Here is a 25,200-nt window from a genome sequence, read left to right on the forward strand (position 1 = left end):
AAGTTTAATAAAGGGGTTTTCTCATAGCCACATTTTTAAGCACAAAGCTTTTGATGTCTTAAAGAAAAGGAAGAGAAAGCCTCTTTGATTTTTAATATAAAAGTAAGATATCTATAGGGAGAAAGGAAAAGGAAAATGATAAAAGTAAAAGTACCTGCAACAACGGCAAATATGGGACCAGGTTTTGATAGTATAGGTATGGCACTTAGCCTTTATAATATTGTTTATGCAGAAGAAATTGAAAGAGGTCTTGAGATTATTATTCAAGATGGTAATCCGCATATTCCAAAAGATGAACGTAATTTGATTTATAAAACGATAGAACATTTTTATAAGGTTATTAATAAACCGATACCGGGGATGCGTATTGTACAACAAGATAGTATTCCTCATACAAGGGGCTTAGGGAGTAGCGCCGCTTGTATTGTAGCAGGACTTCATATTGCCAATGCCATGAGTCAAAGCTTCTTTTCTAAAGAAGAACTTGTACAGATGGCAGCTCAGCTAGAGGGACATCCTGATAATACGACTCCTGCTTTATTAGGCGGTATGACTATTGGGGCAATGAATGAAGAAGATATGAAATATGTTAAGGTAAGGGTGCCAGAAAATATTCATTTTGCTGTAATGATTCCAGACTTTACTCTTTCCACGGAATTGGCACGTAGTGTACTACCTAAAGAAGTGAGCTTAAAGGATGCGGTGTTTAATGCATCACGGGCAGGACTATTAGCAGCTTCTATGATTACAGGAGATGTAGAAAATCTAAGTTTAGCAATGGAAGATTGTTTGCATGAACCTTATCGTAGTAAGCTTATTCCACATATGGATGAAATATTAAAGACGGCTAAAATCCATGGAGCTAAAGGAGCCTATTTAAGTGGGGCAGGTCCAACTCTTATAGCAGTGGTGAAAAACGTTGTAGCCTTTAGACGTGAGATGGTTGAATACTTAGCAGGACTTGAAAATAATTGGCAAGTTCAGATGCTTCAAGTGGATAATGAAGGCGCAAAGGTTTGGATCAATGAGGAACTTAGGTATTAGATAATCAAAAAACAGATGCTGTAAAGGCGTCTGTTTTTTTGGAAGAATTTGTGATACACTAAAATAATGTTAACTTGGTGAATGGGGCTCAGATTGGAGTAAAAGCATCAAGAGTTTAAAAAGCAAGGAGAAAGCAAATGGATATTGTACAAGTTTTGCAAGAGGAACTGAAAATAAAAAAAGGACAAGTGGAAAATACCATTAAACTTATTCAGGAAGGAAATACAATTCCTTTTATTGCACGTTATCGTAAAGAGTTAACTGGTGGATTAAATGATGAAGTTCTTCGTCAATTTGGGGAGCGTTTTGCTTATTTACAGAACTTAGAGGCACGTAAAGAGCAAGTGACAAAGAGTATTGAAGAACAGGGAAAAATGACAGAGGAGTTAAAGGCAGCTATTGAGAAAGCAACAACTGCAACGGAGGTAGAAGACCTTTATTTACCTTATCGTCCGAAAAAACGTACACGTGCTACGATTGCCAAGGAAAAAGGATTAGAGGAGCTAGCTAGAGCGATTAGGAACCAAAAAGAAAAACATATAGAAGCTTTAGCAGAAAGCTTTATTGCTGAGGAAAAGGGAGTCTCTACAGTAGAAGAAGCTTTAGCAGGAGCAAAGGATATTTTGGCTGAGGAGATTTCAGATGAAGCCAGTCTAAGGGGGGCTATTCGTAAGTTTACCTTTCAAAAAGGCTTATTGGTTTCTAAAGCCAAAGACGAAAAAGAAAAAACGGTTTATGATATGTACTATGATTACAGTGAAAAGCTAAGTACCATACCAGGGCATCGTATTTTAGCCATTAATCGTGGTGAAAAGGAAAAGGCACTTTCTGTAAAAATTGAAGCGCCCATTGATGAAATCCTTACCTATATGGATAAAAAGGTGATTTACAAAGAGAGTACCACAAGAGCTTTACTTGAAGAGGTACTTCAAGATAGCTATAAAAGACTTATTGCACCAGCAGTGGAAAGGGATATCCGTAGTGAGCTTTCAGAAAAAGCAGAAGAAGGTGCCTTAGAAGTATTTAAAAAGAACCTCTATCAACTTCTTATGCAGGCACCTATTAAAGGGCATAATGTAATGGGAGTAGACCCTGCCTATCGTACAGGGTGTAAAATTGCAGTAGTGGATAGTACAGGTAAAAAGCTTGCCAAAACAGTTGTTTTCCCAACACCACCTCAAAATAAAACAGAGGAAGCCAAGGAGACGTTAAAAAAACTTATTGAAGGATATAACGTAGATCTTTTATCTATTGGAAATGGAACGGCTTCAAGAGAGACTGAGAAGTTTGTAGCAGAGATGCTTAAAGAAATCCCAAGACCGATTCACTATGTGATTGTCAATGAAGCAGGAGCTTCTGTTTACTCCGCTTCGAAGTTAGCAACAGAGGAGTTCCCTCATGATGATGTAGGTGTGAGAAGTGCGGTGTCTATTGCAAGGCGCCTTCAAGACCCTCTTGCTGAATTAGTTAAAATTGATCCTAAAGCCATTGGAGTAGGGCAATATCAGCATGATATGAACCAAAAACGTCTCGAAGAAAGCTTAGGTGGTGTGGTAGAAGGGGCTGTAAATGAGGTAGGAGTAGATATTAACACAGCATCTGCTTCCCTTCTTCAATATGTAGCGGGAATTAAGAAAACTGTCTCTCAAAATATTGTGGCTTATCGTGAAGAAGTAGGTAAGTTTAGTAGTCGGGCGGAGATTAAAAAGGTAAAAGGCTTAGGACCTAAGGTATTTGAACAATGTGCAGGCTTCTTGCGTATTACAGATGGTAAAAATTTCTTAGATGCCACGGGTGTTCACCCTGAATCTTATGAGGTAGCTAAAAGCTTAATTGAAAAATGTGGTTATACGAAAGAAGATTTGAAGAAACGTCAATTTACAGGAATTAGTCAAAAAATAGATGATGTAGAAAAGCTTGCTAAAGAATTAGACACAGGAGTCCCTACACTACAAGATATTATTAAAGAACTAGAAAAACCAGGACGTGACCCTCGTGAAGATATGCCGAAACCAATCCTACACAGTGAAGTATTAGAAATGAAAGATTTAAAGGTAGGCATGAAGCTGAAAGGAACAGTAAGAAATATTGTAGATTTTGGTGCTTTTGTAGATATCGGTGTACATCAAGATGGCCTTGTACATCTTTCTCAAATGAGTCATAAGTTTATTAAACATCCTTTAGAAGTGGTAAAGGTAGGAGATATTGTAGAAGTTTCTATCCTTAGTGTAGACATGGAGAAGAATAAAATTGCTTTAAGTATGAAGCAATAAATTGCCATTATTTAAGGTTGAATTTTCTAACTACAGGGTGTATACTTTGGATAAGTGAATAAAAAAGTTAATCGCATTCTTCGGGGCAGGGTGAAATTCCCGACCGGCGGTGATAGTCCGCGACTGAGGCCAAATGGCTTCATTGATTTGGTGAAATTCCAAAACCGACAGTAGAGTCTGGATGGTAGAAGAGTTGTAATTTATGAAGTAGGGTCTTTTTACTTACGCCTAAATTAGAGCAATCCACGAAGAAGAGTGGATTGCTTTTTTGATATTCACATAATCTATTATTTAGGAGGAGTAAAAATGAAAAAAAATGCAAAACAATTAACTTCTATGGCGGTGCTCATTGCCCTGTCTATTGTACTGGTGTATCTCATTCACTTTCCTATTTTTCCCATGGCACCTTTCCTTGAATACGATCCAGCAGATATTCCTATTTTAATTGGAACCTTTGTATATGGTCCTGTTGCAGGACTAGTGATTACGATTATTGCAGCGATTATTCAGGGTACAACTGTAAGTGCAGGAAGTGGCTGGATTGGTATACTTATGCATGTCTTTGCAACGGGAAGCTTTGTATTAGTGGCTGGAACAATTTATAAAAAACAGCATACTAAAAAAGGTGCTATTATAGCATTAATAGCAGGCAGTATTACCATGACTGTTACGATGGTGCTGTGGAATTTAGTCTTTACACCTTTATTTTTAGGAATGCCTTTAGAGGCAGTTTTGCCCTTATTAGTACCAGCTATTATTCCTTTTAACTTATTAAAAGCGAGTGTTAACGGAGCAGTAAGTTATCTTCTTTATAAACGTATAAAAAGCTTTCTTGTTGCACCCCATCAAGAATTATCTACAATTAAAGAATAGTGAATACAAAAATAACTGTGAGTCCAAGATTAAGGATTTACAGTTATTTTTTAGGGTATTAAATACAAACTAATAGGAAAATAGTTGTCTATTAAAGGGAGCAAGTTATAATTGAGAAGTGAATAGGAAAAAGCATACAGTATAAAGAATAGTATTTCGGCAATATTTATAAGATAAAATAGGGAGAGAGAGCAGGGGAGAAGGGAAAGAGGTTGAAAGTTTAAAAGCCTCGTATTAAAATAGGTTAATAGGTAAAAATAAGAGAGGGTCAAAAGATGCGCATTTATGAAAGTCTATCAGAAGAGCAAACTTATCAAATAGGATATGAAATAGGGAATAAAGCTAAGGTAGGGGATGTTTATTGTCTCATTGGTGATTTAGGTGTAGGTAAAACAGTATTTTCTAAAGGTTTTGCCAGTGGCCTTCAAATTACAGAGCCTATAACCAGTCCGACCTTTACGATTGTACAAGAATATGAGGGGAGTATGCCTCTTTATCACTTTGATATGTATCGTATCGAAGACATAGATGAACTTGAAATGATTGGTTATGAAGATTATTTCTTAGGACAAGGGGTTTGTTTAGTGGAATGGGCTAATAATGTAGAAGAAGTAATTCCAAAGGAAGCCAAGTGGATTACAATTGAAAAAGATTTAGAAAAAGGCTTTGATTATAGAAAAATTACAATAAAGTAGGTGCAGGAGATGAACATATTAGCAATAGATGCCTCAGGTATTGCTGGAAGCGTAGCATATATTAAAGAGAATCGTCTAGTAGGAGAATATTATATTTGTCATAAATTAACCCATTCGGAAACAATTATGCCTATGCTTGAACATATGAAAAATATACTCGGTATAGATTTAGAAGCCTTAGATGCTATTGGTGTAACGAGTGGACCTGGCTCTTTTACAGGATTACGTATCGGTGTAACCACAGCTAAAGCATTAGCCCTTGCACTTGATATTCCAGTTGTAGGTATACCTACCCTAGATGCGTTAGCCTATAACTTGGTAGAAACAGAACATTTGATTTGTCCGATGATGGATGCAAGGCGTAATCAAGTTTATACTGCTCTTTATAAATGGGAAGGAAAACAACTTAAAAGGTTAACAGATTATCTAGCTATTGACTGTGATGAATTTATAGAGACTTATTTACAAGATGAAAAGGCAGTGATTTTCTTAGGAGATGGCGTTTGGAATTATAAAGAAAAGCTTCAAAGTGTTTTAGGTGAAAAAGCCCACTTTGCACCAAGTTATCTCAATCTTCAACGTGCTAGTACCCTTGCACAAGTGGCATGTGAAAGCTATGCACGTGGTGAAGCAGTAGAAGCATCAGTTTTTGTACCGATGTATTTACGCAAATCTCAAGCAGAGCGTGAACGTGAGGAGAAAGAGAAAAATGAAGCCTAGACCCATGCTTTTTAAAGATTTACCCCTCGTTTATGCGATTGAATGTGAGAGTTTTAGTACGCCTTGGTCTTTAGAAGCATTGAAAGAGGAAATGTGTAATTCATTAGCCTATTATGTAGTTGTGGAAAAAGAAGGGCAAGTAGTGGGTTATGGTGGATTATGGGTAGTAGAAGGAGAAGGGGAAATTATCAATATAGGAGTAAGAAAAGCTTATAGGGGTCAAGGTATTGGCAAAAGTATATTGGAGGAGTTAATAGCTTATGGTCAGCAGAAGGGTGCCTGTCAAATGACTTTGGAGGTAAGAGAAAGTAATGAGGTGGCACGATATATGTATACAAGCTTTGGTTTTCAAGTGATTGGTAAGCGAAAAGGATATTATAATGCGCCAAAGGAAGATGCCCTAATGATGCAGTTGCAACTTTAGTCGTTTTTGGTTTAAAAACTTTGGTATAATTTGTAGAGAATTGGGAAATTGTTCTAGCCCTTTTGAATATAGTAATAAAGGGGGGGATCATATGAACCAAATAAATGAGCTGAAATGGAATGAACTTAAGCTTTCATATCAACCTTCTGATTTTTCTTTTACCACTACCAATGAGTTAGTGGGGAGTCATGAAATAATTGGTCAAGAACAGGCTAAACGTGCACTGGAAATGGGACTTAGGATAAAGGCGAAAGGCTATAATCTTTATGTTTGTGGAGACTGTGGAGTGGGAAAGTTAAGTTGCATCATGCATCAGCTTACTTCTCAAGCTAAAGAAGCCACTACACCTCCAGATTTATGCTATACCTATAATTTCAAAATGCCAGAAATGCCAAAACTCTTACTCCTTCATGCTGGTGATGGTATAAAATTTAAAGAAGACATGGATGAACTGATTGAGTTTATTAGGAATGAATTACCTTTAAAATTACAAACTCTCGAAGTAAATAAAAAAAGACAAAGTATACTTGATGCATTCGAAGAAAAAAAGCAAGCTTTAATTGCGGACTTAAGCACCGCTTCGGAAAAAGTAGGTATTTTAGTAAAGCTCACAAAAGATGGAATAGGATTTGCTCCTTTAGGGTCTAAAGGTCAGGGTATTACAAAGGAGGAGTATAATCAGCTTCCAGTAGATGAGCGAAAGAACCTTGATCAAAAACTAGCAAAGCTCTATACACTTGCAGATGAAATTTTAATGGCTATTGATGAAAAAGAAGAACAGTGTGTAGAAGAACTTGAAGATATTGACAAAGAAGTGGTACTTTATGAGATAGGAAGTCTTTTAAAATATTTAAAAGAAAAGTATAAAGATTACGCACAGATAAAAGATTATCTTGATGAAGTAGGAGAAGACATACTCTCTCACATGGAGGCGTTTGTACCAAAACAAGAGGATAAAGGCAAAGAAGTTAAAGAAATATTTCCTTGGTTAGGTGAAAATGATAGGGAGCATTTAGTAAAACATTATCGCATTAACGTACTCGTAGATAATAGTCAAACGCAAGGTGCACCTATTATTACTTCCCGTGAATTAGATAGCACACCTTTAAATGGAAAGATACTCATGGATACGGAGATGAATGTATTGCGTAGTGATTTTATGACCCTAAGACCAGGGTTACTTCATAAAGCCAATGGAGGTTATTTGATTTTAGAGGTACAAAGCCTACTTAATCATGTGGGAAGCTGGGAAGCGCTTAAACGTGTGTTAAAGTCAGGCAAAATTGTGATGGAAAGTAGTGAAGATACAGCAATTGGCATGGTTTCTAGTGTTAGGCCAGAGCCTGTAGCTGCCAATATCAAGGTCATACTTCTAGGTAATTATTATTTTTATCGCACACTTTATGAATATGATCCAGATTTTAAAAAGCTTTTTAAAAAGCGTATTGATTTTGAAAGAGAGCTTAAAAATAGTAAGGAAATAGTAAGTCAGTTAGCTTGTTTGATCAAAGAAATAAGCGATACAGAAAAATTACCACCTCTTACATCAGGAGCACTGGTAAAACTTTGTGAGTATGGAAATAGGCACATGCAGGATCCTAAAAAGTTACCTGCCAACCTAGAGATGCTTTTAGATGTAGTGAGAGAAGCGAGCTTATATGATAAAGAAGTAATAGATGAACAGTGTATAACAATGGCTCTTGAGCAGCGCCAGCTTTTTATAAAATCTTTAGAGGAAAAGTTAGATGAACAGATACTAGGCTGTCATGTACTCATTGATACACAGGGAGAGCGTATAGGAACGATTAATGGTCTTGCGATTTATACAGTAGACAATTGTTTGTTAGGACGTCCTACTCGTATTACTGCAACGACATATAGAGGTAAAAAAGGGATTATTGATATTGAAAAGGAAAGTGGTTTAAGTGGAGAAATTCACAGTAAAGGTGTTCAGATTATTACAGGCTTTTTAGGACAACATTTTGCTCAAGATATGCCATTATCTTTGAATTGTAGTCTTTGTTTTGAACAAAGCTATGGAGGAATTGATGGGGATAGTGCATCAAGTGCAGAGCTTTATGCTATTTTATCCAGTCTTTCTGAACTCCCCATTAAACAGCATTTGGGGGTAACAGGTTCCGTTAATCAGTTTGGTCAAATTCAACCTATTGGTGGTGTCAATGAAAAGATAGAAGGTTTTTACGCTATTTGTAAAAAAAGAGGTCTTCAGGGAAATGAAGGAGTTATTATCCCTAAGCAAAATGTGAAGGATCTTCTGTTAAAGGATGAAATTATTGAGTCTGTAAAAAACAATGAATTTCATATTTATGCCATTACAAACATTGAGGAAGGTATAGAGTTATTAACCAATACTCCTTATGAAGAATGTAAAAAAAGAGTACTTCAAAAACTTAAGAGATACAATGATTTAACGAGTAGAAATTAAAATATTTAAAGGATTTCTTAAAATTATATTAAAGAAATCCTTTTTTATTTGCACTATTCATAGGGTTTAGATATAATATTTATTAAATAGAGAATAGTATATACTCGATATAGACTATTTTGGAGTAAAAGAATAAAAATGGGCATAGAGGATTAGGTGAGACAATGAAAAACAGTATATTATCTGTTCTAGTGGAAAACAATTATGGAGTTGTAGCCCGCATTGCAGGGCTTTTTACACGAAGAGGTTTTAACATGAATAGTTTTGCGGGAGAAGAAACACATGATTCAAATATTTCTAGAATTACTATATCCATTACAGAAAACGAAGACTCCATTGATCAGATACAAAAACAAGTAGAAAAACTAGTCGATATTAAAAAAGTAGAACGTCTTGATGTAAAGAAAGATATTATTAGAGAGTTAGCACTTATTAAAGTACGTAGTCAAGAAACACTCCTTCCACGCATTAAGGATTTAACAGATGCATTTAATGTAAAAGTAATTGATATGGATACTCAAGTGGTTGTATTTGAAATATGTAACACTAAAGAAAAGCTTGATGCATTTATTGATACAGTAAGGGAATATGAGATTATAGAAAGTGTTCGTACAGGTGTAATTGCCTTACAGCGAGGGAATAAGCATATATGACGCTGCACAGGTAAGGTAAAGGAGAAAAAGTATGCAACAGGTTCAAGAGATCCATAAAGTAGAACTAGTGGATATACTAGAGAAGGTAGTAGATGAAATGCAAGATTGGCTCATTATAGGAGATCAATATGGCAAAATTATGTATGCCAATAGCAATGTCTATACATCTTGTGACTGCACAAAAGAAGAGGTTCTTGGAAAAGATATGTGCATGTTTGTAGGTGTAGATTTATCTGACCAAGTTGTGTTAAATAAAATTAATAAATTTCTTAAAGATGGAGAGAAGTTTGAGTTTGTGACGAATCGCTTTATCAAGGGAAATAAACGTATTTATTTAACCAATACCTTGACAACTATTTGGTATAATAATCAACTGGAGTACTTCGTTTGCTTATCTAAAGATATTACAAATACAGAAAAACTTAAGGCAGAAGTGTATCGTGCGAACTATATTGACCCACTTACAAATCTACCAAACCAAAGATTTTTTCTTCAGAGTCTGTATAAAGCAGTACAAAAAGTTAAAAGTAGTCATACTCAGCTAGCTGTAATAATAGTAGATATTCGTAAAATAGGGGAAATTAATGAGAACTATGGCATGAATGTAGGAGATATCGTTATAAAGGCTGTGACAAAACGCCTTAGAAATATTTTAAATGATAAACAAGAAATGTTTAGGTACGGCGATGGAAGTTTTATAATTATTCATCAATATATTACAGGTCAAGAAGATGTAGAAATATTACTTAGACAGATGAATGAAAAGATTAAGGAACCTATTTCCGTACATAACAGTTACCTTTATATAGAAGCAAAGGAAGGGATAGCCCTATTCCCTAATGATGCCAAAGGAGCTAGTGAGTTAATCAAAAATGCAGAAATTGCTTTAGCTAAAGTAAAAAGAGAAAAGCCTACTATACCTTATATCTTTTATACAAAGGATATTCATGAAGAGATTGAGAGTTCTATGCTATTTGAAGCAGAACTTAAAATTGCTGTTCAAAATGAAGAGTTTGTGGTTTACTATCAGCCCTTTATAGATCTTAAGACGAACACGGTAGTGGGTATGGAAGCCCTTTTGCGTCAAATAAAGCATAATGGTGAAATGGTGTTACCTAATAAGTTTATAGGTGTATTAGAACAGATGAATCTCATTGAAAAAGTAGGAATTATGGTCATTGAAAAAGTCTGCATACAACTTAGGAGGTGGTTAGATAAAGGTTATAAAGTGGTACCTATTTCGGTAAATTTATCAGCATTACAGTTTAAAAACCCAAATCTTGCCAAGAATATTATAGAAATCCTTGAACATTATAATATAAAACCTGGTTATATCATACTTGAAATTACAGAATCCACAGTGATGGAAGATATAGGACTTGCACACTTTACTTTAAATGAATTAAAAGATTATGGCTTCTGTATTTCTATTGATGATTTTGGAACAGGTTATGCTTCCATTGGGTATCTTAAAAAGTTTATGTTTAATCATTTAAAGATAGACATTTCCTTTATAAAAGAGATTACAAAGAATAACCAAGATAGGGCTATTGTAGAAGCCATTATTTCCATTGCTAAAAGTCTTCATTTAACCACTATTGCTGAGGGTATTGAGGACGAAGAACAACTAGCTGTAATGAGCGAAATGGGTTGTGAAATTGGGCAAGGCTTCTTATGGGATAAGCCTATTAGTTCAACACAGATAGAAGAAAAATATTTAAAGAGAAATGCTTAAGTAAGTAGGCTATATTAAAAGTTTTATTGGAATAAATAGATGAATTGTGTTAAACTAGGTTATAAAAATGGAAGATTGAAGGAGTTATTAAAGGATGAGCAGTTTAGAAGAAATGACTTTAGTTCAGCTTAAGGAGATGGCTAAAGGATATGGTATCAAAAATGTAAATAAAATGCGTAAAAGTGAAGTAATTAGTCATTTGCAACAATACAATAACTCCTCTCCTAGCCAAGTAGATGTTATAAAGGAAATAGAAACTACTGTACCTTTAGAGCAAGTATTATTCGAGGAAGAAATAGTGCAAGAAGAAGAACTTCCTTTAGAGGAGCTACCTAGTGAAATGAGCGAGGATAGCCGTAGTGACCGTATGACAGGAGCAGGTATCTTAGAAATCATGGCAGATGGTTATGGCTTTTTGCGTTCTCAAAACTTTATGCGAGGAGAAAATGATATTTATCTTTCTATTTCTCAAATTCGCCGCTTTAACCTTAAGACAGGAGACTGGATCGAAGGGGACATGCGTCGACCTAAAGAAGGAGAGAAAGCAGGTGCGCTTCTTTATGTGCATAAGGTGAATGGAGACAGACCTGAAAAAGCTAAATATCGTCCTAACTTTGAGACACTTACCCCTGTGTTTCCAAAGCAACGTTTACGTTTAGAAACAGAACGTGATATTTTATCTACTCGCATCATTGATATAATAGCTCCTATTGGAAAGGGGCAAAGAGGGCTTATTGTAGCTCCACCTAAAGCTGGTAAGACAGTACTTCTTAAGCATATTGCCAATGCAATTACGCGTAATCATCATGATGTATCACTTATTGTCTTGCTTATAGATGAAAGGCCAGAAGAGGTAACAGATATTCGTCGTTCTATCCAAGGCAAGGATGTTCAAGTGATTGCTTCTACCTTTGATGAACCACCAGAGCACCATAAGCAGGTAGTTGAGATGGTTCTTGAAAGAGCTAAAAGAATGGTAGAGCAAGGAAAAGATTTAGTTATTTTATTAGATAGCATTACACGTATGGCAAGAGCTTATAACTTGACAATTCCTCCTAGTGGAAGGACTTTATCAGGGGGACTAGATCCAGCTGCTCTTCATATGCCCAAGAAGTTTTTTGGTGCAGCTAGAAAAATTGAACATGGAGGAAGTTTAACCATATTAGGGACAGCTCTTGTAGACACAGGGAGTAAGATGGATGAAGTGATTTTTGAGGAATTTAAAGGAACAGGTAATATGGAGCTTGTACTAGACCGTTCCTTATCTGAAAGGCGTATTTTCCCTGCTATCGATATTTATAAGTCAGGAACCAGAAGAGATGATCTTCTTTTAACACAAGAAGAGATGGGAGTAGCTTATTCCATTCGAAAGGATTTAAGTCGTAATAGTACATCAGAAGTGACAGAGAATCTACTTAATGCCTTGATTCGTTCAGAAGACAATAAGACTTTTGTAGAACGTAGGAAAAAAAGTGAGTGATTTTCATTAAAATGGGACGAGAAGTCTTGCATAATGGTAAAACACATGCTATAATACTAACGTTGTCACGAAAATTGCTAGGGTTAAAAAATTAATATAGAAAAGTGTATGAAAGAGGTGAAGCGAAATGAATAAAGAAATCCAACCAAAGTATGAAGCTGTTAGTGTAACTTGTAATGGGTGTGGAAATACTATTGAAACACGTTCAACTAAAGAAGCAATTAATGTTGAAGTATGTTCAAAGTGTCATCCTTTCTATACAGGAAAACAAAGAGCTGCATCTGCAAAAGGTAGAATTGATAAATTCAACAAAAAATATGAAATGTAATCAGTTTAAAAAAGGGGTTGAGAGGATGGTCTCAACCCTTTTTTTATAAAAAAGAGGAGGCGGACGCATGGCGAGAGTAAATATTGGGGGCCAGGCCGTAATTGAAGGCGTTATGATGAAAGGACGCACTCATTACGCTGTTTCAGTAAGAAAAGCAGACGGTAATATTGTGACGGACGCTCAAAAGTCTGAAAGCATTATGGATCGTTTTAGAATATTAAAGTTGCCTATCTTAAGAGGTATGGCTGTTTTTGTAGAGTCTTTAGTGCTAGGTGTTAAAACTTTAAGTTTTTCAGCAGAGCTTTATGGCGATGAAGAGGTAGAAGAAGAACCTAGTCGTTTTGAAATATGGCTTCAACAGGCTTTAGGGGATAAAGGTGAGAAAATTATTATGGGGCTTACTATGTGCTTATCCTTTGTTTTGGCCATTGGTCTATTTATGATACTACCCATGTTAATCAGTAGGCTTTTTAAAGGCTTTGTAACAAGTTCCTTTTTTCAGAATTTAATTGAAGGAGCTATCCGTATCATCATCTTTTTAGGTTATATGAAGTTAATTACAAAAATGAAGGATATTGAAAGAACCTTCCAGTATCATGGAGCCGAACATAAAACGATTAATTGTTTAGAGCAAGACAAGGAGTTAACAGTAGAAAACGTAAGGCAGTGTACAAGACTTCACAAAAGTTGTGGAACCAGCTTCTTGTTTATTGTTATGATTGTTAGTATTTTGGTATTTAGTGTGTTTACCACTCAGATTTTATGGCAAAGAACACTTGTGCGTATTGTTATGGTACCTTTTGTAGCAGGTATTTCTTATGAGTTTATTAGGTGGGCAAGATTATCACCAGATAATCCAGTTGCAGATTTTTTAAGTAAGCCAGGTATGTGGCTTCAAAGAGAGTTTACAACCATTGAACCAGATGATTCACAAATTGAAGTAGCTATTGCAGCGGTAAAAGGAGTACTTGAACATGAGCCAATTAGTAGCAAGTAATACAAAAGAAATAACTGTTTATGAGGCAGTTCACCATGGTGAATCTGTTCTTAAAGCTTACGATAAGAAGGATGCCCGAATTGATGCAAGGTTACTTATGCGTCATTTACTGGCTTGGGATGAAGCAAAACTAATTTTAAATCAAACAATGATTCTTTCAGAACATATTAAAGAATCATATCTTTATTTAATTGCTAAAAGAGCTCAAGGTATTCCCCTTCAATATATTACTAAAAATCAAGAATTTATGGGATTAGAGTTTTTTGTAGATGAAAGAGTACTTATTCCAAGACAAGATACGGAGACTCTTGTAGAACATCTTTTAGAGTTAGCTAAAAGTGAAAGCATAAAAAAGGTTATTGAAATAGGAGTTGGCTCCGGTTGTATTAGCATTTCATTAGCACATTACAGAAGGGATATGAAAATCACAGCTATTGATATTTCAGAAGACGCTTTAGATGTAGCTAAAAAAAATGGAAACTTGCATGGCGTAAATGCACAAATTGAGTATGTAAAGAGTGATGGTTTCATAAATTATAAGGGGGAAGAGGAGAGTATCGATTTAGTGGTTTCAAATCCACCTTATATCTCACAGGAAGAGTGTATGACATTAATGGCAGAAGTAAAGTGTTGTGAGCCTCTTATTGCTTTAACAGATAGAGGAGATGGCCTATCCTTTTACCGAATACTTTCTAAAGATGCAAAGAAGTTTTTAAAGCCCGGTGGCATTATAGCTTATGAAATTGGCTATAATCAAGGGGAAGCTGTAAGACATATTCTTACACAAGAAGAATATAGTCATATAGAGGTCATAAAAGATTTAACGGGTAAAGACCGTGTTGTTATAGCAAGAAAACCCCTTTAAATAGAATTTAGATGAGGTGAATAAATGTTTGCGCAGTTAGAAGATTTAGTAACCAAATATGAAATGATTGGTGAGCAAATTAGCCAACCAGATATTATAGCAGATCAAGAGAGATGGCAAAAACTCATGAAAGAGCATAGTGACTTAAAAGATATTGTAGAAAAATATCTTGAGTACAAGAAGACACTTGAAGCCATTGACGAGGGTCTAATGATGTTAGAAGAAAATTTAGATGATGATTTTAGAGAACTTGTAAAAGAAGAACTTGCTGAAAATAAAAAGAAGGTTGATCCGCTTCAAAATGAAATAAAACTTCTTCTTTTACCTAAAGACCCTAATGATGAAAAGAATGTTATTGTAGAAATTCGTGGGGGTGCAGGTGGAGATGAAGCAGCTCTTTTTGCAGCAGACCTTTATCGTATGTACTGTTACTATGCAGAGAATAATGGCTGGAAAACAGAATTAATGTCTGTCAATGAAAGTGGTATTGGTGGTTTTAAGGAAGTTATCTTTATGATCAAAGGCCAAGGTGCCTATTCCAAGCTAAAATATGAGAGTGGTGTACACCGTGTGCAACGTATTCCAGCAACAGAATCAGGTGGTCGTATCCATACTTCTACTGTAACAGTAGCTATTATGCCAGAGGCAGAAGAGTTAGATGTAGAGCTTAATTTAAATGATGTACGTATTGATGTATTTAGAGCATCTGGAAATGGTGGACAATGTGTTAATACGACAGATTCTGCCGTACGTGCGACACATATCCCTACTGGTTTAACTGTTTCTTGTCAAGATGAAAAGTCTCAACTTAAAAATAAAGATAAAGCACTTAAAATTCTTCGTACTAGACTTTATGATATGGAGCAAGCAAAGCAACATGCAGAGCTTGCTGCTGAAAAAAAGAGTCAAGTAGGAACTGGTGATAGAAGTGAACGTATTCGTACGTATAACTTCCCACAAGGACGTGTAACAGACCATCGTGTAGGTCTTACCCTTCATAAGCTTGATCAAGTGTTAGACGGTGACCTAGAAGAAATTATTTCTACACTCACTACTGTCGATCAAACGGAAAAATTAAAGCTCGTTACAAATGAATAATTTATTTAAAAACTTCAAGTACACATAAAAAAGTAGCTAAAACCTAGGTTTTAGCTACCTTTTTATGTGTACTTGAGAATAGTTGATACTTTAGAGAGTTCTGAAAGAAGGTTCCTGTCCATAAAATAGTAAAGAGAAGATATTAGGGAGTAGGAAAAGATGGAGCCGTTATGTAGTCTTGTTTTAGGTATGTGTATAGGTGTGGAATATTTTTTAAGTTTTAGCCCAGGACCTTATAGTCGATTGTTAGTTATTATAAAATATAGCATGTTACTTCTCTTATGTCGTGAATATAGTAAGGAACGATTTTATCAAAAGATAAATGGTTGTATAAGAGGTGGAAAAAAATTAGGTTGGAGAGAGCGAATGATAGAAGGTCTATTGCTATTAGTGGGCTTAGCTGGTACATGGGGGGCTTCCAAGTTAAATGCTTTCCTCCAACAAAATATACGGCAAGGAGAGACATTAGGACCTTATGAAAGTTTATTTGTATTGGTATTAGTACCATCACTTGTTTATATGGGATTTTGTATAATGCGTCTTAGAGAATATAAAGGGTGGCTAGAAAAAAACAAGAAAAAGCTTATTTTAGGTGTTTATCTATTTGCTTGGTTATGGTTTGGGTGTTTGTATTTTTATTTGGCACAGCAGGCACAAGGGGAATATTATACATTTACAGATACGGGTAAGCGTGATGCAGTTATTAGAGGGATGATGCAAGAGAAAGCGTATTCGTCAGAGTTGGCATTTTATATGAATAATATAGTAAAAGAAGGAGGACAAGAAAAAAGTTTTTTAAGTCTAGCCCTACAAGAGAATATTATTTATTTTACAGAGGAACAAATAGGGGAAAGTTGGGGGCGATTTTACGAACAACGCCTTGTCGAGCAAGGTTATACCCACTTTTTACCACAAGGTGTTATTAAAAATTATATTTTAAACAGTAAAGCTATTCAAGATACTAACTATGAAATTAAATGGAAGAAATATTTAGGGAAAGAATATGTTGTTGTTAAGATAGCACTTTATAAATTAGCCTTTTTTGATGAAGAACGCTGCACCTACATGCTAGATGATAGTAGATACTATGCTTATTATAAAACACTTAAGCCAGATAAAACCCTAATACTTATTTATACACCTGAGGAATATATTATTAACTATCACAATGAACGATTACGTCCTACACACTATTTAACGAGTGTGCTAAGAGACTCTCATACGTTACTTGATAGGGAAGCTGAGGAAATTAAAGAAGGGCTAGAAAGCTATGTCTACTATCCGTTAGAAGATTTTTTGTACTTTAGTGCAGTTATTATTTCTACTTTAGGATTAGGTGATATTACCCCTAATGATAGCGTGGTAAGAGTATTTGTTATGTTAGAAACTTTATTCGGTGTTGTAATAATGGGGATTTATGTATCACTTATAGGAGCTTCTCAAAAAAAGGAATAACTATCTATATAAAGAGGGGGCATTAGGATGAGTATACAAATAGTTGGATTAATGGGGTGTATAGCAGAAGGTCTAGGTCTTCTTGTAGGAATTATTGTGTTTTATCTTTTTAAGGTAACACATAAGCGGAGTATTGGTATGTTATTTGGAGGCACATCAGGACTTATGATTGCCATTATCTGTTTTGATGTACTTCCAGAAGCACTTTCTAAAAATCGTATGGATTTAGTTTTATTAGGTACAATAATAGGAATACTAATAGGATTGCTACTAGATGAAATGATGCCTTATTTAGAAGAAAGAGTGGGAAACAAGGGAGGGAAATTAAGCACAGCTCTTGTACTTGTTATAGGTATTGCCATACATAATATTCCGGAAGGATTTGCTTTAGGGGCATTAGCAGCAACAGGAACGGATGCAGTTAAGCAGTTTATTATTATTTTAGCACTTCATAGTATTCCAGAAGGTATTGCTGTTGCTATTCCTTTTAAGGCAGCTCAAGTTAACTTAAAGAAGATCTTTTTTATTCCCTTTATTTTAGGAAGTATTATGGGAATAGGTGTTATTTTAGGACATGTATTAAGTCACTCAAGTGAATCTTTTGTAGTATTGGCATTAGGTATCGCAACAGGAGTCATTCTCTATATTGTATGTGAAGAGCTTTTGCCTGAATCACGTAAAAGCTGGAATGGGCGAATGACAACAGTAGCAACTATTTTGGGTATTATTTTAGGCCTAGTACTACTAGGTAAATAAAAGGTATATTTTTTTCTATTTTTGTCATAATAAGTGTAAAATCCTAGAGAATATAAAGGAGAAAGTATATGCCGTTATTAAGATGTGATGTAGATAATTGTGTACACAATGGACAAAACTGTTGTGAACTTGGACAAATTGCTGTGAAAGGACGTTCAGCTCAAAATGCAAGTGAAACCTGCTGTAGTACCTTTTGTGAGTGTACAGGGAGTATGAGTAATGCTTGTATAGATATAAATCCACAAGCGGAGGTACAAATTAAATGTAGCGCTCAAAACTGTACACATAATGAAAACTTCTATTGTAATGCGAGAGATATTAATGTGTGTGGCTGTGGAGCTAGTTCTGCAGAGTATACCTCTTGTTCAAGCTTTCACATGCGATAAGACATATTCACTTAATAAAGTTGCCCATAATCAAAAAAGGTGCTATGTCATACCTAAAGGTGTGCTGTAGCACTTTTTTAATAACTACTTTTGATTAAATGGCATTAAGAATTTAAAAAATCTAAACACAAGAGGTAGTATATGTTAAAATAGAACTACCTCTTTATGGTATGTACAAAAAGGTAAGCTAGTTAGATGAAAAACAATAAAAACAAATATCTAAAAGTAGATGAAGCATAAAGATACATCCTACTAAGAAAAAGGAGGAATGATAGATGAGTACATTTAAACTGATTTCAGAATTCGTACCTACGGGAGACCAACCTCAAGCTATTGAAGAGTTAACAGCCAGTTTAAAAGAAGGACATCGTTTTCAGACATTACTAGGAGTAACAGGTTCAGGAAAAACTTTTACCATGGCAAATATTATTCAAAAGCTGCAAAAACCAACTTTGATTATTGCCCACAATAAAACGTTAGCAGCTCAGCTCTATAGTGAATTTAAAGAATTTTTTCCAGATAATGCAGTAGAGTATTTTGTATCTTATTATGATTATTATCAGCCAGAAGCTTATGTACCTCATAGTGATACGTATATCGAAAAAGATTCTAGTGTCAATGAAGAGATTGATAAGCTACGTCACTCAGCAACAGCTTCCTTATGTGAGCGTAAAGATGTTATTATCGTAGCGAGTGTTTCCTGTATCTATGGTTTAGGGGATCCTATTGATTATGCAAATCAAGTGCTTTCTCTTCGTACAGGTATGGAAATGGATCGTGATGATGTTTTAAGAAGGCTCATTCATATCCAGTACACACGAAATGACATGGACTTTGCCAGAGCTACTTTTCGGGTAAGGGGAGATACTGTAGAGATTATTCCTGCTAATATGTCGGAGAAGGCTATCCGTATTGAATTCTTTGGTGATGAAATTGACCGTATTGCTGAGATTGATGCTTTAACAGGGGCGGTTCTTGGTTACAGGGAGCATGTTGTTATCTTTCCAGCTTCTTTTTATGCTATTTCTAATGAAAAGATGCAAGAAGCCATTGCACGTATTGAAGAAGAGTTAAAAGACCGTGTGCAGGAACTTAAAGAAGAAGATAAACTTTTAGAAATGCAACGTATTACACAACGTACCAACTTTGATATAGAAATGCTAAGAGAAATGGGATATTGCTCAGGTGTAGAAAACTATTCAAGGCATTTGTCAGGAAGAGAGGAAGGCAGTACGCCTTTTACTTTGCTAGATTATTTCCCAGAAGATTTTTTAATGATTATTGATGAGTCTCACATGACCATTCCTCAAATAAAAGCTATGTATAATGGAGATAGAGCGAGAAAGACTGTACTAGTTGACTATGGATTTAGATTACCTTCAGCTCTTGATAATAGACCTTTACGTTTTGAAGAATTTGAGAGTAAGATTCATCAGCTCCTGTTTGTATCAGCTACCCCTGCTCAGTTTGAACTAGAGCATTCTTTGGTGATTGCAGAACAACTTATTCGCCCAACCGGACTTTTAGACCCTACTATTGAGGTAAGACCTGTAAAGGGACAGATAGATGATTTATTAGGAGAGATTAATAAACAGGTAACAAGTGGAGATAAAGTTCTTGTAACGACCCTTACAAAGCGTATGTCAGAAGATTTAACAGATTATCTTAAGGAGATGGGCATTAAAGTAAAATATCTTCATTCAGATATCGATACTTTAGAACGAATAGAAATTGTAAGGGACTTACGATTAGGTGTGTTTGATGTTTTAATAGGGATAAATCTGTTAAGAGAAGGACTTGATATTCCAGAGGTATCCCTTATTGCCATACTAGATGCTGATAAGGAGGGATTCTTACGTTCAGAAACTTCCCTTATTCAGACAATAGGACGTGCTGCGCGTAATGTAAAGGGACGTGTTATTATGTATGCAGATACTGTAACGCGTTCAATGGAGGCAGCTATTTCAGAAACAATTAGAAGACGTAAAATTCAAAGTGAGTATAATAAAGAACATGGCATTGTACCTCAAACCATTAAAAAGAAAATTCGTGATGTGATTGTGGCAACGAAGAAAGTAGAGGAAGGAAATAACCTCTTTAAAGAAAAAGATCCTGAGTCTATGTCACAAGAAGAATTAGAAAAGACCATCAAGAAGCTTGAAAAGGAAATGAAGAAGGCTGCTATGGATTTACAGTTTGAAAAAGCAGCTGAACTTCGAGATACGCTAATGGAGTTGAAGAAAATTTTTGTAATGCGTTAAAATGATATAAGATATAAAGCAAAGCGCCCCTTTAAATATAACGAATTTTTATGTTATATTTAGAGAGGCGCTTATTATTTAGGGAAGCCTGTTCGGTAAATAGTAGGAGAAGGACGATAGATATCGTCAGCGATTTCCTCGGTGCTTACTAATTGGTTATTTGTATAAAGCTTTCGATAAGATTTTGCCTTGTAGCCTATTGTACCTTTTTGAACTAAAATTCTGTCAGTAGGAGAAAGACTGGAATCGTAACGATAGGTAACTGGGGAAGGTAAAAGTTGATAAACATCATTTTCTATACGGTAATCTTTTCCTGACAAGGAAGAATGTGAGTAGACAGTGATATAAATCTGTGAGGCATCTGTATAAGCTTCTATGTAGAGAGGGTAATTAAAAGTATTTTTAAACTTGTAGTCAATAGTTCCATAACTTACTGTGGCATCTAAACCAATAGGTACATAAGTAGATATTTTAGAATGTGGTCTACGCTCTAATGAGCAAAGGCCTGTTCGAAGAATAGCATTATAAAGTGTACTAGAAACTTGACAAATACCACCACCCAAACCTTGAGTTATAGTGCCGTTTGAGATAACAGGAGCCATCTTATAACCTTTCTCAAGAGTGGTTTCTCCTACTGTTTCGTTAAAACTAAACACATCTCCTGGCATAAGTAGAGTACCATTAATAGCTTCCGCACTCAAACGAATATTTTCTGTACGTCCATCGGGTGTATGTGGAAAACTAGTAGAAAAAGAAGCAATTTTAGTAGTAGAGGCAGCCATATATTCTGTTGTGTACTGAGGCTGAACCTCTGTTATAGGAGCTGTAATTGCAATGTTTTCGGTTATTTTCTGTGATAAAGCTGTTTGAATAAGAGAAATAAGCTTGGGTTCATCTAGGGAGTATGCAGCTTGACTAGGAATAACTTCAAGTTTTCCTCTTCCTTTTTGAATGATTTGTGCATTCTTAACTTCACTATTAAGAGAGGAAGCTATCTGATGTACAAATCTTTTGATAATTTTCTCATCATATTCAAGACTTAAAGTATACTTTTTAGGGAAACCATGTTTAATATATTGATATTTCAAAAGAAGAGAATCCTCTTTTCCTAAGTAGAGAGCTTCTTTAATAATAGCTTCAAGATTATTTCCTTTTAAAACCTGATCAAGAGATAAGGTATAAGTTTTAGGACCAGCATGAACAAAAATTACTTTATTTTGTATAAGTTCCATATAATTTTTTTGAAGAGAGCTCCTAGCTTCATCTAGGGTTTTACCAGACAAGTCTAAATCCTCTACAAAAACATGGTTATAAATTAAAGAGTCCCATTCTTTGACAATGGGACTTACTTCCTGTATAACAGTTAAGAATAATGCTAAGAAGTAAAGGGAAGCTTGTAAAAATAAAAGGGTTAAGGTACGTTTAATAGAAATAGATTTTAGCATGCAATACCTCATAAACTTTCATTATTTTTTAAAGAAACTCACAATTTTTTCAATACGAGCAGTTTCCTCTTGAATAATTGTATCCTGTCCTTTAAGAAGGAGCTCTTTTCCTTTGATTTTTTCTTGAAGTTGGTTAATAGAAGCTGTGAGTTCTGCAATTTGCTCACGATAAGTAGCGATCTCTTCTCTTGTATAAGCGGTATAATCTTTTATAAGTGCATGAAGAGCTTGAAGTCTTTCTTCTCCATCTTTTAAAAGTCCTTCAAGATTTAAATGAGAGACTGTAATAATATTTTTAACAGTATCTTTAAGTACTTCTTCCGTTAAACTTTCAGGGAGGGCTGCAAGAAGTCCTTCAAGCATAAAAATAGTATCTGTAGAAGATGCAGCAGATAAATGATAGTGACTATAAATTTCTTCTAAGCTTAGGTTGGCAGTATACCTAGGAGCTTGAACAACAACTTTCTCTTCTGGTTCTGGAAGAGGTGAGGGCATAGTAGGTGCCGGTTGTTCCTCTGTGGCTACTGATATAGGTGCGGTTGTAATGTCTTCTGGAAGCACCTCGTTATCCGTTTTTTCAACTAAATTGTACTTTTCTAATACAGACATGAGTTTCACTGTACCATACCTCTCTCATATAAAATTTTAATTATCAAAGCCTATAATAAATAGGATATAATCCATTTGCCAGCTAATAAGCCAGATAAAAACATACCAATACTAGGAACAATATAATAAATTTTGGTTGCTAAGCGATAATTCTTTTTATGAAGAATACGATTAATAAAAAACAAAAGAGAATTAAATCCAATGAGTCCAAGTACCAATATACATAAAGAAACAAATTTCCACATATATATACCTCATGAAAGTGTAATGAATGAAGATAAATGGTTATGATTTGTACCATTATATAATATTATAATATAATATAAAAATTGTTACAAGTTATAGGTGAAATACTTTACAAAAAGATTAAAATAATTTTTTAAAAAAACTTGTAAAAAGTCATAGGTGGGTCATTATAGACCCACCTATGACTTTTATGAAAAAAGATGGCAATTTATAAAGTATAGTAAGCTAGACCAATACTACCAGGTCCGACATGGAGTCCAATAACAGGTCCGATGGATTGGATTTTTACCTTTAAGTGAATATGTTTCTCAAGTTCTGCTGCTAAAAGTTGTCCTTCCTCAGGACAATTAATATGATGGACAATGACTTCGCCTAATTGAGCAGATTGGATATCCATTAAAAACTGCTGAATAATGGTGTCGATAGCTTTCTTTTTAGTACGTACTTTTGTAAAAACAGTAGTTTTACCTTTTTCTACAGTTAGGATAGGCTTGATTTGGAGAAGAGTACCTAAAAGAGCAGAAGCCCCTCCAATACGACCACCTTTTCTAAGATAATCAAGAACATGCGGGGTAAATAAAAACCTGCTATGCTCACGTATAGCAGTTGTATGTGCTATGACTTCTTGAAGGGAATGGCCTGCCTTTGCAAAACGAGCTGCCTCTAAAACCATATAACCCATTTGCATACAATTAGAAGTAGAATCAAAAAGTTCGATTGTAGCTTGAGGGTATTTCTCAAGAATGATGTTTTTAATAAGTTGAGCACTTGTATAAGTCCCACTCATTTGAGAAGAAAGGAAAATACCTAAAATGCTATCACCTTGAGAAACAATAGATTCAAAGGTAGTTAACATTTCTTCTGGAGAAGGCTGGGAGGAAGTAGGGAGCTCTGTGGATTTTCCCATTTCTTCATAAAAAGTGTCATTACTTAAGTCAAGTTCACGATAAGATTTACCATTTAAAACCACATTAAGGGAAACAATCCGAATATCATAGGTATCGCTATATTCCTGAGGCAGATAACAGGTACTATCTGTAACTATTTTAATCATTTAAATTTTCTCCTTTCACCTCTTTACATTTTTATCTAAAGACATTTAAAAAACACCAACTCCAAGGACGCTGTTTACTAGCAAGTATTATACAATAGATTTTTCGATTTGATAAGGTAATTTGTAAAATCTATAAACAAATTGAATAGGTGATAGCTTCCAGTTAGTTTTAGGATTAAAAGTATAGATAAAGTGATGAAGCTATGCTATTCTATTAAAGATAAATAGGTGTTATTTTAAATAAAAGGGGCGGTATGAAATGCCTAGTTTAAATGAAATATAAAAATGAATAAGGTGGTAAATAGATGGATAATACAATTATAATTGGTATAGCTGGAGGAACAGGCTCCGGTAAAACAACATTGACGCAAAAAATTAAAGAAACCTTTGAAGATCAAGTTGTAGTACTCTCTCATGATTATTATTATAAATCAAATGCCCATTTAATGTTTGAAGAAAGGGTGAAGCTTAACTATGATCATCCCAATGCATTTGATACAGATTTACTGATTGATCATATTCGAAAGCTTAAAGAAGGGGAAAGTATTTGGCATCCTATCTATTCCTTTGTGGAACATACACGTTTAGCAGAAAAGATAAAAGTAGAGCCTACTAAGGTGATTGTAGTAGAAGGGATTCTTATTTTTGAAAATCAAGAGCTTTGTGATTTAATGGATATTAAAGTGTTTGTAGATACAGATGCAGATGTGCGTATTATCAGACGTTTATTAAGAGATGTAAAAGATCGAGGACGTGATATGGATTCAGTTATTAAGCAATATTTAGGAACAGTAAAACCTATGCATGAACAATTTGTAGATCCGAGTAAAAAGAGGGCAGATGTTATTATCCCAGAAGGTGGTTTTAATTCAGTAGCTCTTTCAATGATTTTAGAGCGTATTCGTAATTTTATTGCGAATAACTAACAAGTGAAAGAGAAGTAAAAGAGATCAAGGGTATAAAATGGGTTGATGAAGGGGAAAACTATACGAGAATTAGATTATTTTCCAAAAGACAGGTTGATTTTTAGACATTTTCAAATCGCCTTGAGGAGAGCGTATGTTTATAGGAACATTAAAAATAACTTTTAGAGCCAGCTGGGTACATTCTCTTAAAGAGAAAAGAATGATTGTGCAGAGCTTAATAAGTAAAACGAGAAATACTTTTAACGTATCCATTCATGAAGTAGAGAATATGGACAGGCATCAATGGATTGTTATAGGTATCGCTCTTGTGTCCAATTCTCCTAGAGAACTGAATCATACATTAGATAAGGTATTGCAGTTTATGGAGGCTCATACAGAAGCTGAATTAATAGCAAGTGAACTAGAAATTTTATAATGAGCAATGAGAATGC

The 25,200-nt window shown here is 35.0% G+C and carries 24 protein-coding genes and 1 riboswitch; of the genes, 20 read left to right on the forward strand and 4 right to left on the reverse strand.

Annotated features, from left to right (window positions below; genetic code table 11):
• Window positions 1–135 precede the first annotated feature (135 nt).
• From thrB to uvrB, 18 genes are all read left to right on the forward strand, one after another.
• Window positions 136–1,044, forward strand: coding sequence for a homoserine kinase (gene thrB / locus CS063_RS00655; RefSeq protein ID WP_099447790.1), 909 nt, complete (start codon window positions 136–138; stop codon window positions 1,042–1,044).
• 137 nt (window positions 1,045–1,181) lie between these two features.
• Window positions 1,182–3,317: a Tex family protein gene (locus CS063_RS00660; protein WP_099447791.1), complete on the forward strand. Its 2,136-nt coding sequence runs from the start codon at window positions 1,182–1,184 to the stop codon at window positions 3,315–3,317.
• Window positions 3,318–3,389: 72 nt separating this feature from the next.
• Window positions 3,390–3,514: riboswitch (FMN riboswitch) on the forward strand.
• 109 nt (window positions 3,515–3,623) lie between these two features.
• A complete protein-coding gene (locus tag CS063_RS00665) occupies window positions 3,624–4,190 on the forward strand; it encodes an ECF transporter S component (RefSeq protein ID WP_099447792.1) in 567 nt (188 codons plus the stop codon).
• Window positions 4,191–4,465: 275 nt separating this feature from the next.
• Window positions 4,466–4,885, forward strand: coding sequence for a tRNA (adenosine(37)-N6)-threonylcarbamoyltransferase complex ATPase subunit type 1 TsaE (gene tsaE / locus CS063_RS00670; protein ID WP_099447793.1), 420 nt, complete (start codon window positions 4,466–4,468; stop codon window positions 4,883–4,885).
• 9 nt (window positions 4,886–4,894) lie between these two features.
• Entirely contained in the window at window positions 4,895–5,605 is a 711-nt protein-coding gene (gene tsaB, locus CS063_RS00675) for a tRNA (adenosine(37)-N6)-threonylcarbamoyltransferase complex dimerization subunit type 1 TsaB (RefSeq protein WP_099447794.1), read from the forward strand.
• Complete coding sequence (rimI, locus tag CS063_RS00680) at window positions 5,595–6,029, forward strand: ribosomal protein S18-alanine N-acetyltransferase (protein WP_099447795.1); 435 nt, start codon at window positions 5,595–5,597, stop codon at window positions 6,027–6,029. Before tsaB ends, rimI begins: the two co-directional genes overlap by 11 nt.
• Before the next feature lie 91 nt (window positions 6,030–6,120).
• A complete protein-coding gene (locus CS063_RS00685; RefSeq protein WP_099447796.1) occupies window positions 6,121–8,475 on the forward strand; it encodes a Lon protease family protein in 2,355 nt (784 codons plus the stop codon).
• 164 nt (window positions 8,476–8,639) lie between these two features.
• A complete protein-coding gene (ilvN, locus tag CS063_RS00690; RefSeq protein ID WP_099447797.1) occupies window positions 8,640–9,128 on the forward strand; it encodes an acetolactate synthase small subunit in 489 nt (162 codons plus the stop codon).
• 31 nt (window positions 9,129–9,159) lie between these two features.
• Window positions 9,160–10,863: a GGDEF domain-containing phosphodiesterase gene (locus CS063_RS00695; RefSeq protein WP_099447798.1), complete on the forward strand. Its 1,704-nt coding sequence runs from the start codon at window positions 9,160–9,162 to the stop codon at window positions 10,861–10,863.
• A gap of 94 nt (window positions 10,864–10,957) precedes the next feature.
• Window positions 10,958–12,343: a transcription termination factor Rho gene (rho, locus tag CS063_RS00700; protein ID WP_099447799.1), complete on the forward strand. Its 1,386-nt coding sequence runs from the start codon at window positions 10,958–10,960 to the stop codon at window positions 12,341–12,343.
• A 127-nt stretch (window positions 12,344–12,470) separates the two neighbouring features.
• Entirely contained in the window at window positions 12,471–12,671 is a 201-nt protein-coding gene (gene rpmE, locus CS063_RS00705; protein ID WP_099447800.1) for a 50S ribosomal protein L31, read from the forward strand.
• Between the two features lie 67 nt (window positions 12,672–12,738).
• Window positions 12,739–13,668 carry a DUF1385 domain-containing protein gene (locus CS063_RS00710; RefSeq protein WP_099447801.1) on the forward strand — a complete coding sequence of 310 codons (930 nt, stop codon included), beginning with the start codon at window positions 12,739–12,741 and terminating at the stop codon, window positions 13,666–13,668.
• A complete protein-coding gene (prmC, locus tag CS063_RS00715; RefSeq protein ID WP_099447802.1) occupies window positions 13,646–14,533 on the forward strand; it encodes a peptide chain release factor N(5)-glutamine methyltransferase in 888 nt (295 codons plus the stop codon). The genes CS063_RS00710 and prmC overlap by 23 nt, the downstream gene beginning before the upstream one ends.
• Before the next feature lie 24 nt (window positions 14,534–14,557).
• Window positions 14,558–15,631, forward strand: a complete 1,074-nt coding sequence (prfA, locus tag CS063_RS00720; RefSeq protein ID WP_099447803.1) for a peptide chain release factor 1 — start codon at window positions 14,558–14,560, stop codon at window positions 15,629–15,631.
• Between the two features lie 159 nt (window positions 15,632–15,790).
• The gene (locus tag CS063_RS00725; protein ID WP_099447804.1) at window positions 15,791–17,086 is read left to right on the forward strand and encodes a potassium channel family protein; all 1,296 of its coding nucleotides are present in this window, start codon (window positions 15,791–15,793) and stop codon (window positions 17,084–17,086) included.
• A gap of 27 nt (window positions 17,087–17,113) precedes the next feature.
• Complete coding sequence (locus tag CS063_RS00730) at window positions 17,114–17,842, forward strand: ZIP family metal transporter (protein WP_099447805.1); 729 nt, start codon at window positions 17,114–17,116, stop codon at window positions 17,840–17,842.
• Between the two features lie 68 nt (window positions 17,843–17,910).
• Window positions 17,911–18,228, forward strand: coding sequence for a DUF1540 domain-containing protein (locus tag CS063_RS00735; protein WP_099447806.1), 318 nt, complete (start codon window positions 17,911–17,913; stop codon window positions 18,226–18,228).
• Between the two features lie 275 nt (window positions 18,229–18,503).
• On the forward strand, window positions 18,504–20,489 hold the full coding sequence (gene uvrB, locus CS063_RS00740) for an excinuclease ABC subunit UvrB (RefSeq protein ID WP_099447807.1): 1,986 nt from the start codon (window positions 18,504–18,506) through the stop codon (window positions 20,487–20,489).
• Window positions 20,490–20,563: 74 nt separating this feature from the next.
• Here uvrB and CS063_RS00745 read toward each other — a convergent pair whose 3' ends face one another.
• The 4 genes from CS063_RS00745 to CS063_RS00760 all read right to left on the reverse strand — a co-directional run bounded on the left by CS063_RS00745 (window position 20,564) and on the right by CS063_RS00760 (window position 23,843).
• Window positions 20,564–21,934 carry a VanW family protein gene (locus CS063_RS00745; protein ID WP_180270626.1) on the reverse strand — a complete coding sequence of 457 codons (1,371 nt, stop codon included), beginning with the start codon at window positions 21,932–21,934 and terminating at the stop codon, window positions 20,564–20,566.
• A gap of 21 nt (window positions 21,935–21,955) precedes the next feature.
• On the reverse strand, window positions 21,956–22,552 hold the full coding sequence (locus CS063_RS00750) for a hypothetical protein (RefSeq protein WP_099447809.1): 597 nt from the start codon (window positions 22,550–22,552) through the stop codon (window positions 21,956–21,958).
• A 41-nt stretch (window positions 22,553–22,593) separates the two neighbouring features.
• A complete protein-coding gene (locus CS063_RS00755) occupies window positions 22,594–22,788 on the reverse strand; it encodes a hypothetical protein (RefSeq protein ID WP_099447810.1) in 195 nt (64 codons plus the stop codon).
• A 209-nt stretch (window positions 22,789–22,997) separates the two neighbouring features.
• Window positions 22,998–23,843, reverse strand: coding sequence for a DegV family protein (locus CS063_RS00760; protein WP_099447811.1), 846 nt, complete (start codon window positions 23,841–23,843; stop codon window positions 22,998–23,000).
• A 305-nt stretch (window positions 23,844–24,148) separates the two neighbouring features.
• Between CS063_RS00760 and udk the strand changes: the two genes are divergently transcribed.
• Both udk and CS063_RS00770 read left to right on the forward strand, forming a co-directional pair.
• Window positions 24,149–24,769 (forward strand): uridine kinase, encoded by a 621-nt coding sequence (gene udk, locus CS063_RS00765; protein ID WP_099447812.1) that lies wholly within the window; start codon window positions 24,149–24,151, stop codon window positions 24,767–24,769.
• A gap of 133 nt (window positions 24,770–24,902) precedes the next feature.
• A complete protein-coding gene (locus CS063_RS00770) occupies window positions 24,903–25,184 on the forward strand; it encodes a DUF503 domain-containing protein (RefSeq protein WP_099447813.1) in 282 nt (93 codons plus the stop codon).
• The last annotated feature ends 16 nt before the right edge of the window (window positions 25,185–25,200 follow it).

Source organism: Sporanaerobium hydrogeniformans (genome assembly GCF_002735925.1).
GTDB classification, from domain to species: Bacteria; Bacillota; Clostridia; order Lachnospirales; family Cellulosilyticaceae; genus Sporanaerobium; species Sporanaerobium hydrogeniformans.

Excerpts from the sequence above, each read along its gene's own strand:
- CS063_RS00660 (WP_099447791.1), top strand. The coding sequence starts at position 1,182 with ATGGATATTGTACAAGTTTTGCAAGAGGAACTGAAAATAAAAAAAGGA.
- rpmE (WP_099447800.1), top strand. The coding sequence starts at position 12,471 with ATGAATAAAGAAATCCAACCAAAGTATGAAGCTGTTAGTGTAACTTGT.
- CS063_RS00735 (WP_099447806.1), top strand. The coding sequence starts at position 17,911 with ATGCCGTTATTAAGATGTGATGTAGATAATTGTGTACACAATGGACAA.
- CS063_RS00730 (WP_099447805.1), top strand. The coding sequence starts at position 17,114 with ATGAGTATACAAATAGTTGGATTAATGGGGTGTATAGCAGAAGGTCTA.
- rimI (WP_099447795.1), top strand. The coding sequence starts at position 5,595 with ATGAAGCCTAGACCCATGCTTTTTAAAGATTTACCCCTCGTTTATGCG.
- CS063_RS00710 (WP_099447801.1), top strand. The coding sequence starts at position 12,739 with ATGGCGAGAGTAAATATTGGGGGCCAGGCCGTAATTGAAGGCGTTATG.
- CS063_RS00745 (WP_180270626.1), bottom strand. The coding sequence starts at position 21,934 with ATGCTAAAATCTATTTCTATTAAACGTACCTTAACCCTTTTATTTTTA.
- uvrB (WP_099447807.1), top strand. The coding sequence starts at position 18,504 with ATGAGTACATTTAAACTGATTTCAGAATTCGTACCTACGGGAGACCAA.
- thrB (WP_099447790.1), top strand. The coding sequence starts at position 136 with ATGATAAAAGTAAAAGTACCTGCAACAACGGCAAATATGGGACCAGGT.
- ilvN (WP_099447797.1), top strand. The coding sequence starts at position 8,640 with ATGAAAAACAGTATATTATCTGTTCTAGTGGAAAACAATTATGGAGTT.
- rho (WP_099447799.1), top strand. The coding sequence starts at position 10,958 with ATGAGCAGTTTAGAAGAAATGACTTTAGTTCAGCTTAAGGAGATGGCT.
- CS063_RS00760 (WP_099447811.1), bottom strand. The coding sequence starts at position 23,843 with ATGATTAAAATAGTTACAGATAGTACCTGTTATCTGCCTCAGGAATAT.
- prfA (WP_099447803.1), top strand. The coding sequence starts at position 14,558 with ATGTTTGCGCAGTTAGAAGATTTAGTAACCAAATATGAAATGATTGGT.
- CS063_RS00685 (WP_099447796.1), top strand. The coding sequence starts at position 6,121 with ATGAACCAAATAAATGAGCTGAAATGGAATGAACTTAAGCTTTCATAT.
- CS063_RS00695 (WP_099447798.1), top strand. The coding sequence starts at position 9,160 with ATGCAACAGGTTCAAGAGATCCATAAAGTAGAACTAGTGGATATACTA.
- CS063_RS00665 (WP_099447792.1), top strand. The coding sequence starts at position 3,624 with ATGAAAAAAAATGCAAAACAATTAACTTCTATGGCGGTGCTCATTGCC.
- udk (WP_099447812.1), top strand. The coding sequence starts at position 24,149 with ATGGATAATACAATTATAATTGGTATAGCTGGAGGAACAGGCTCCGGT.
- CS063_RS00755 (WP_099447810.1), bottom strand. The coding sequence starts at position 22,788 with ATGTGGAAATTTGTTTCTTTATGTATATTGGTACTTGGACTCATTGGA.
- CS063_RS00725 (WP_099447804.1), top strand. The coding sequence starts at position 15,791 with ATGGAGCCGTTATGTAGTCTTGTTTTAGGTATGTGTATAGGTGTGGAA.
- prmC (WP_099447802.1), top strand. The coding sequence starts at position 13,646 with ATGAGCCAATTAGTAGCAAGTAATACAAAAGAAATAACTGTTTATGAG.
- tsaB (WP_099447794.1), top strand. The coding sequence starts at position 4,895 with ATGAACATATTAGCAATAGATGCCTCAGGTATTGCTGGAAGCGTAGCA.
- CS063_RS00770 (WP_099447813.1), top strand. The coding sequence starts at position 24,903 with ATGTTTATAGGAACATTAAAAATAACTTTTAGAGCCAGCTGGGTACAT.
- tsaE (WP_099447793.1), top strand. The coding sequence starts at position 4,466 with ATGCGCATTTATGAAAGTCTATCAGAAGAGCAAACTTATCAAATAGGA.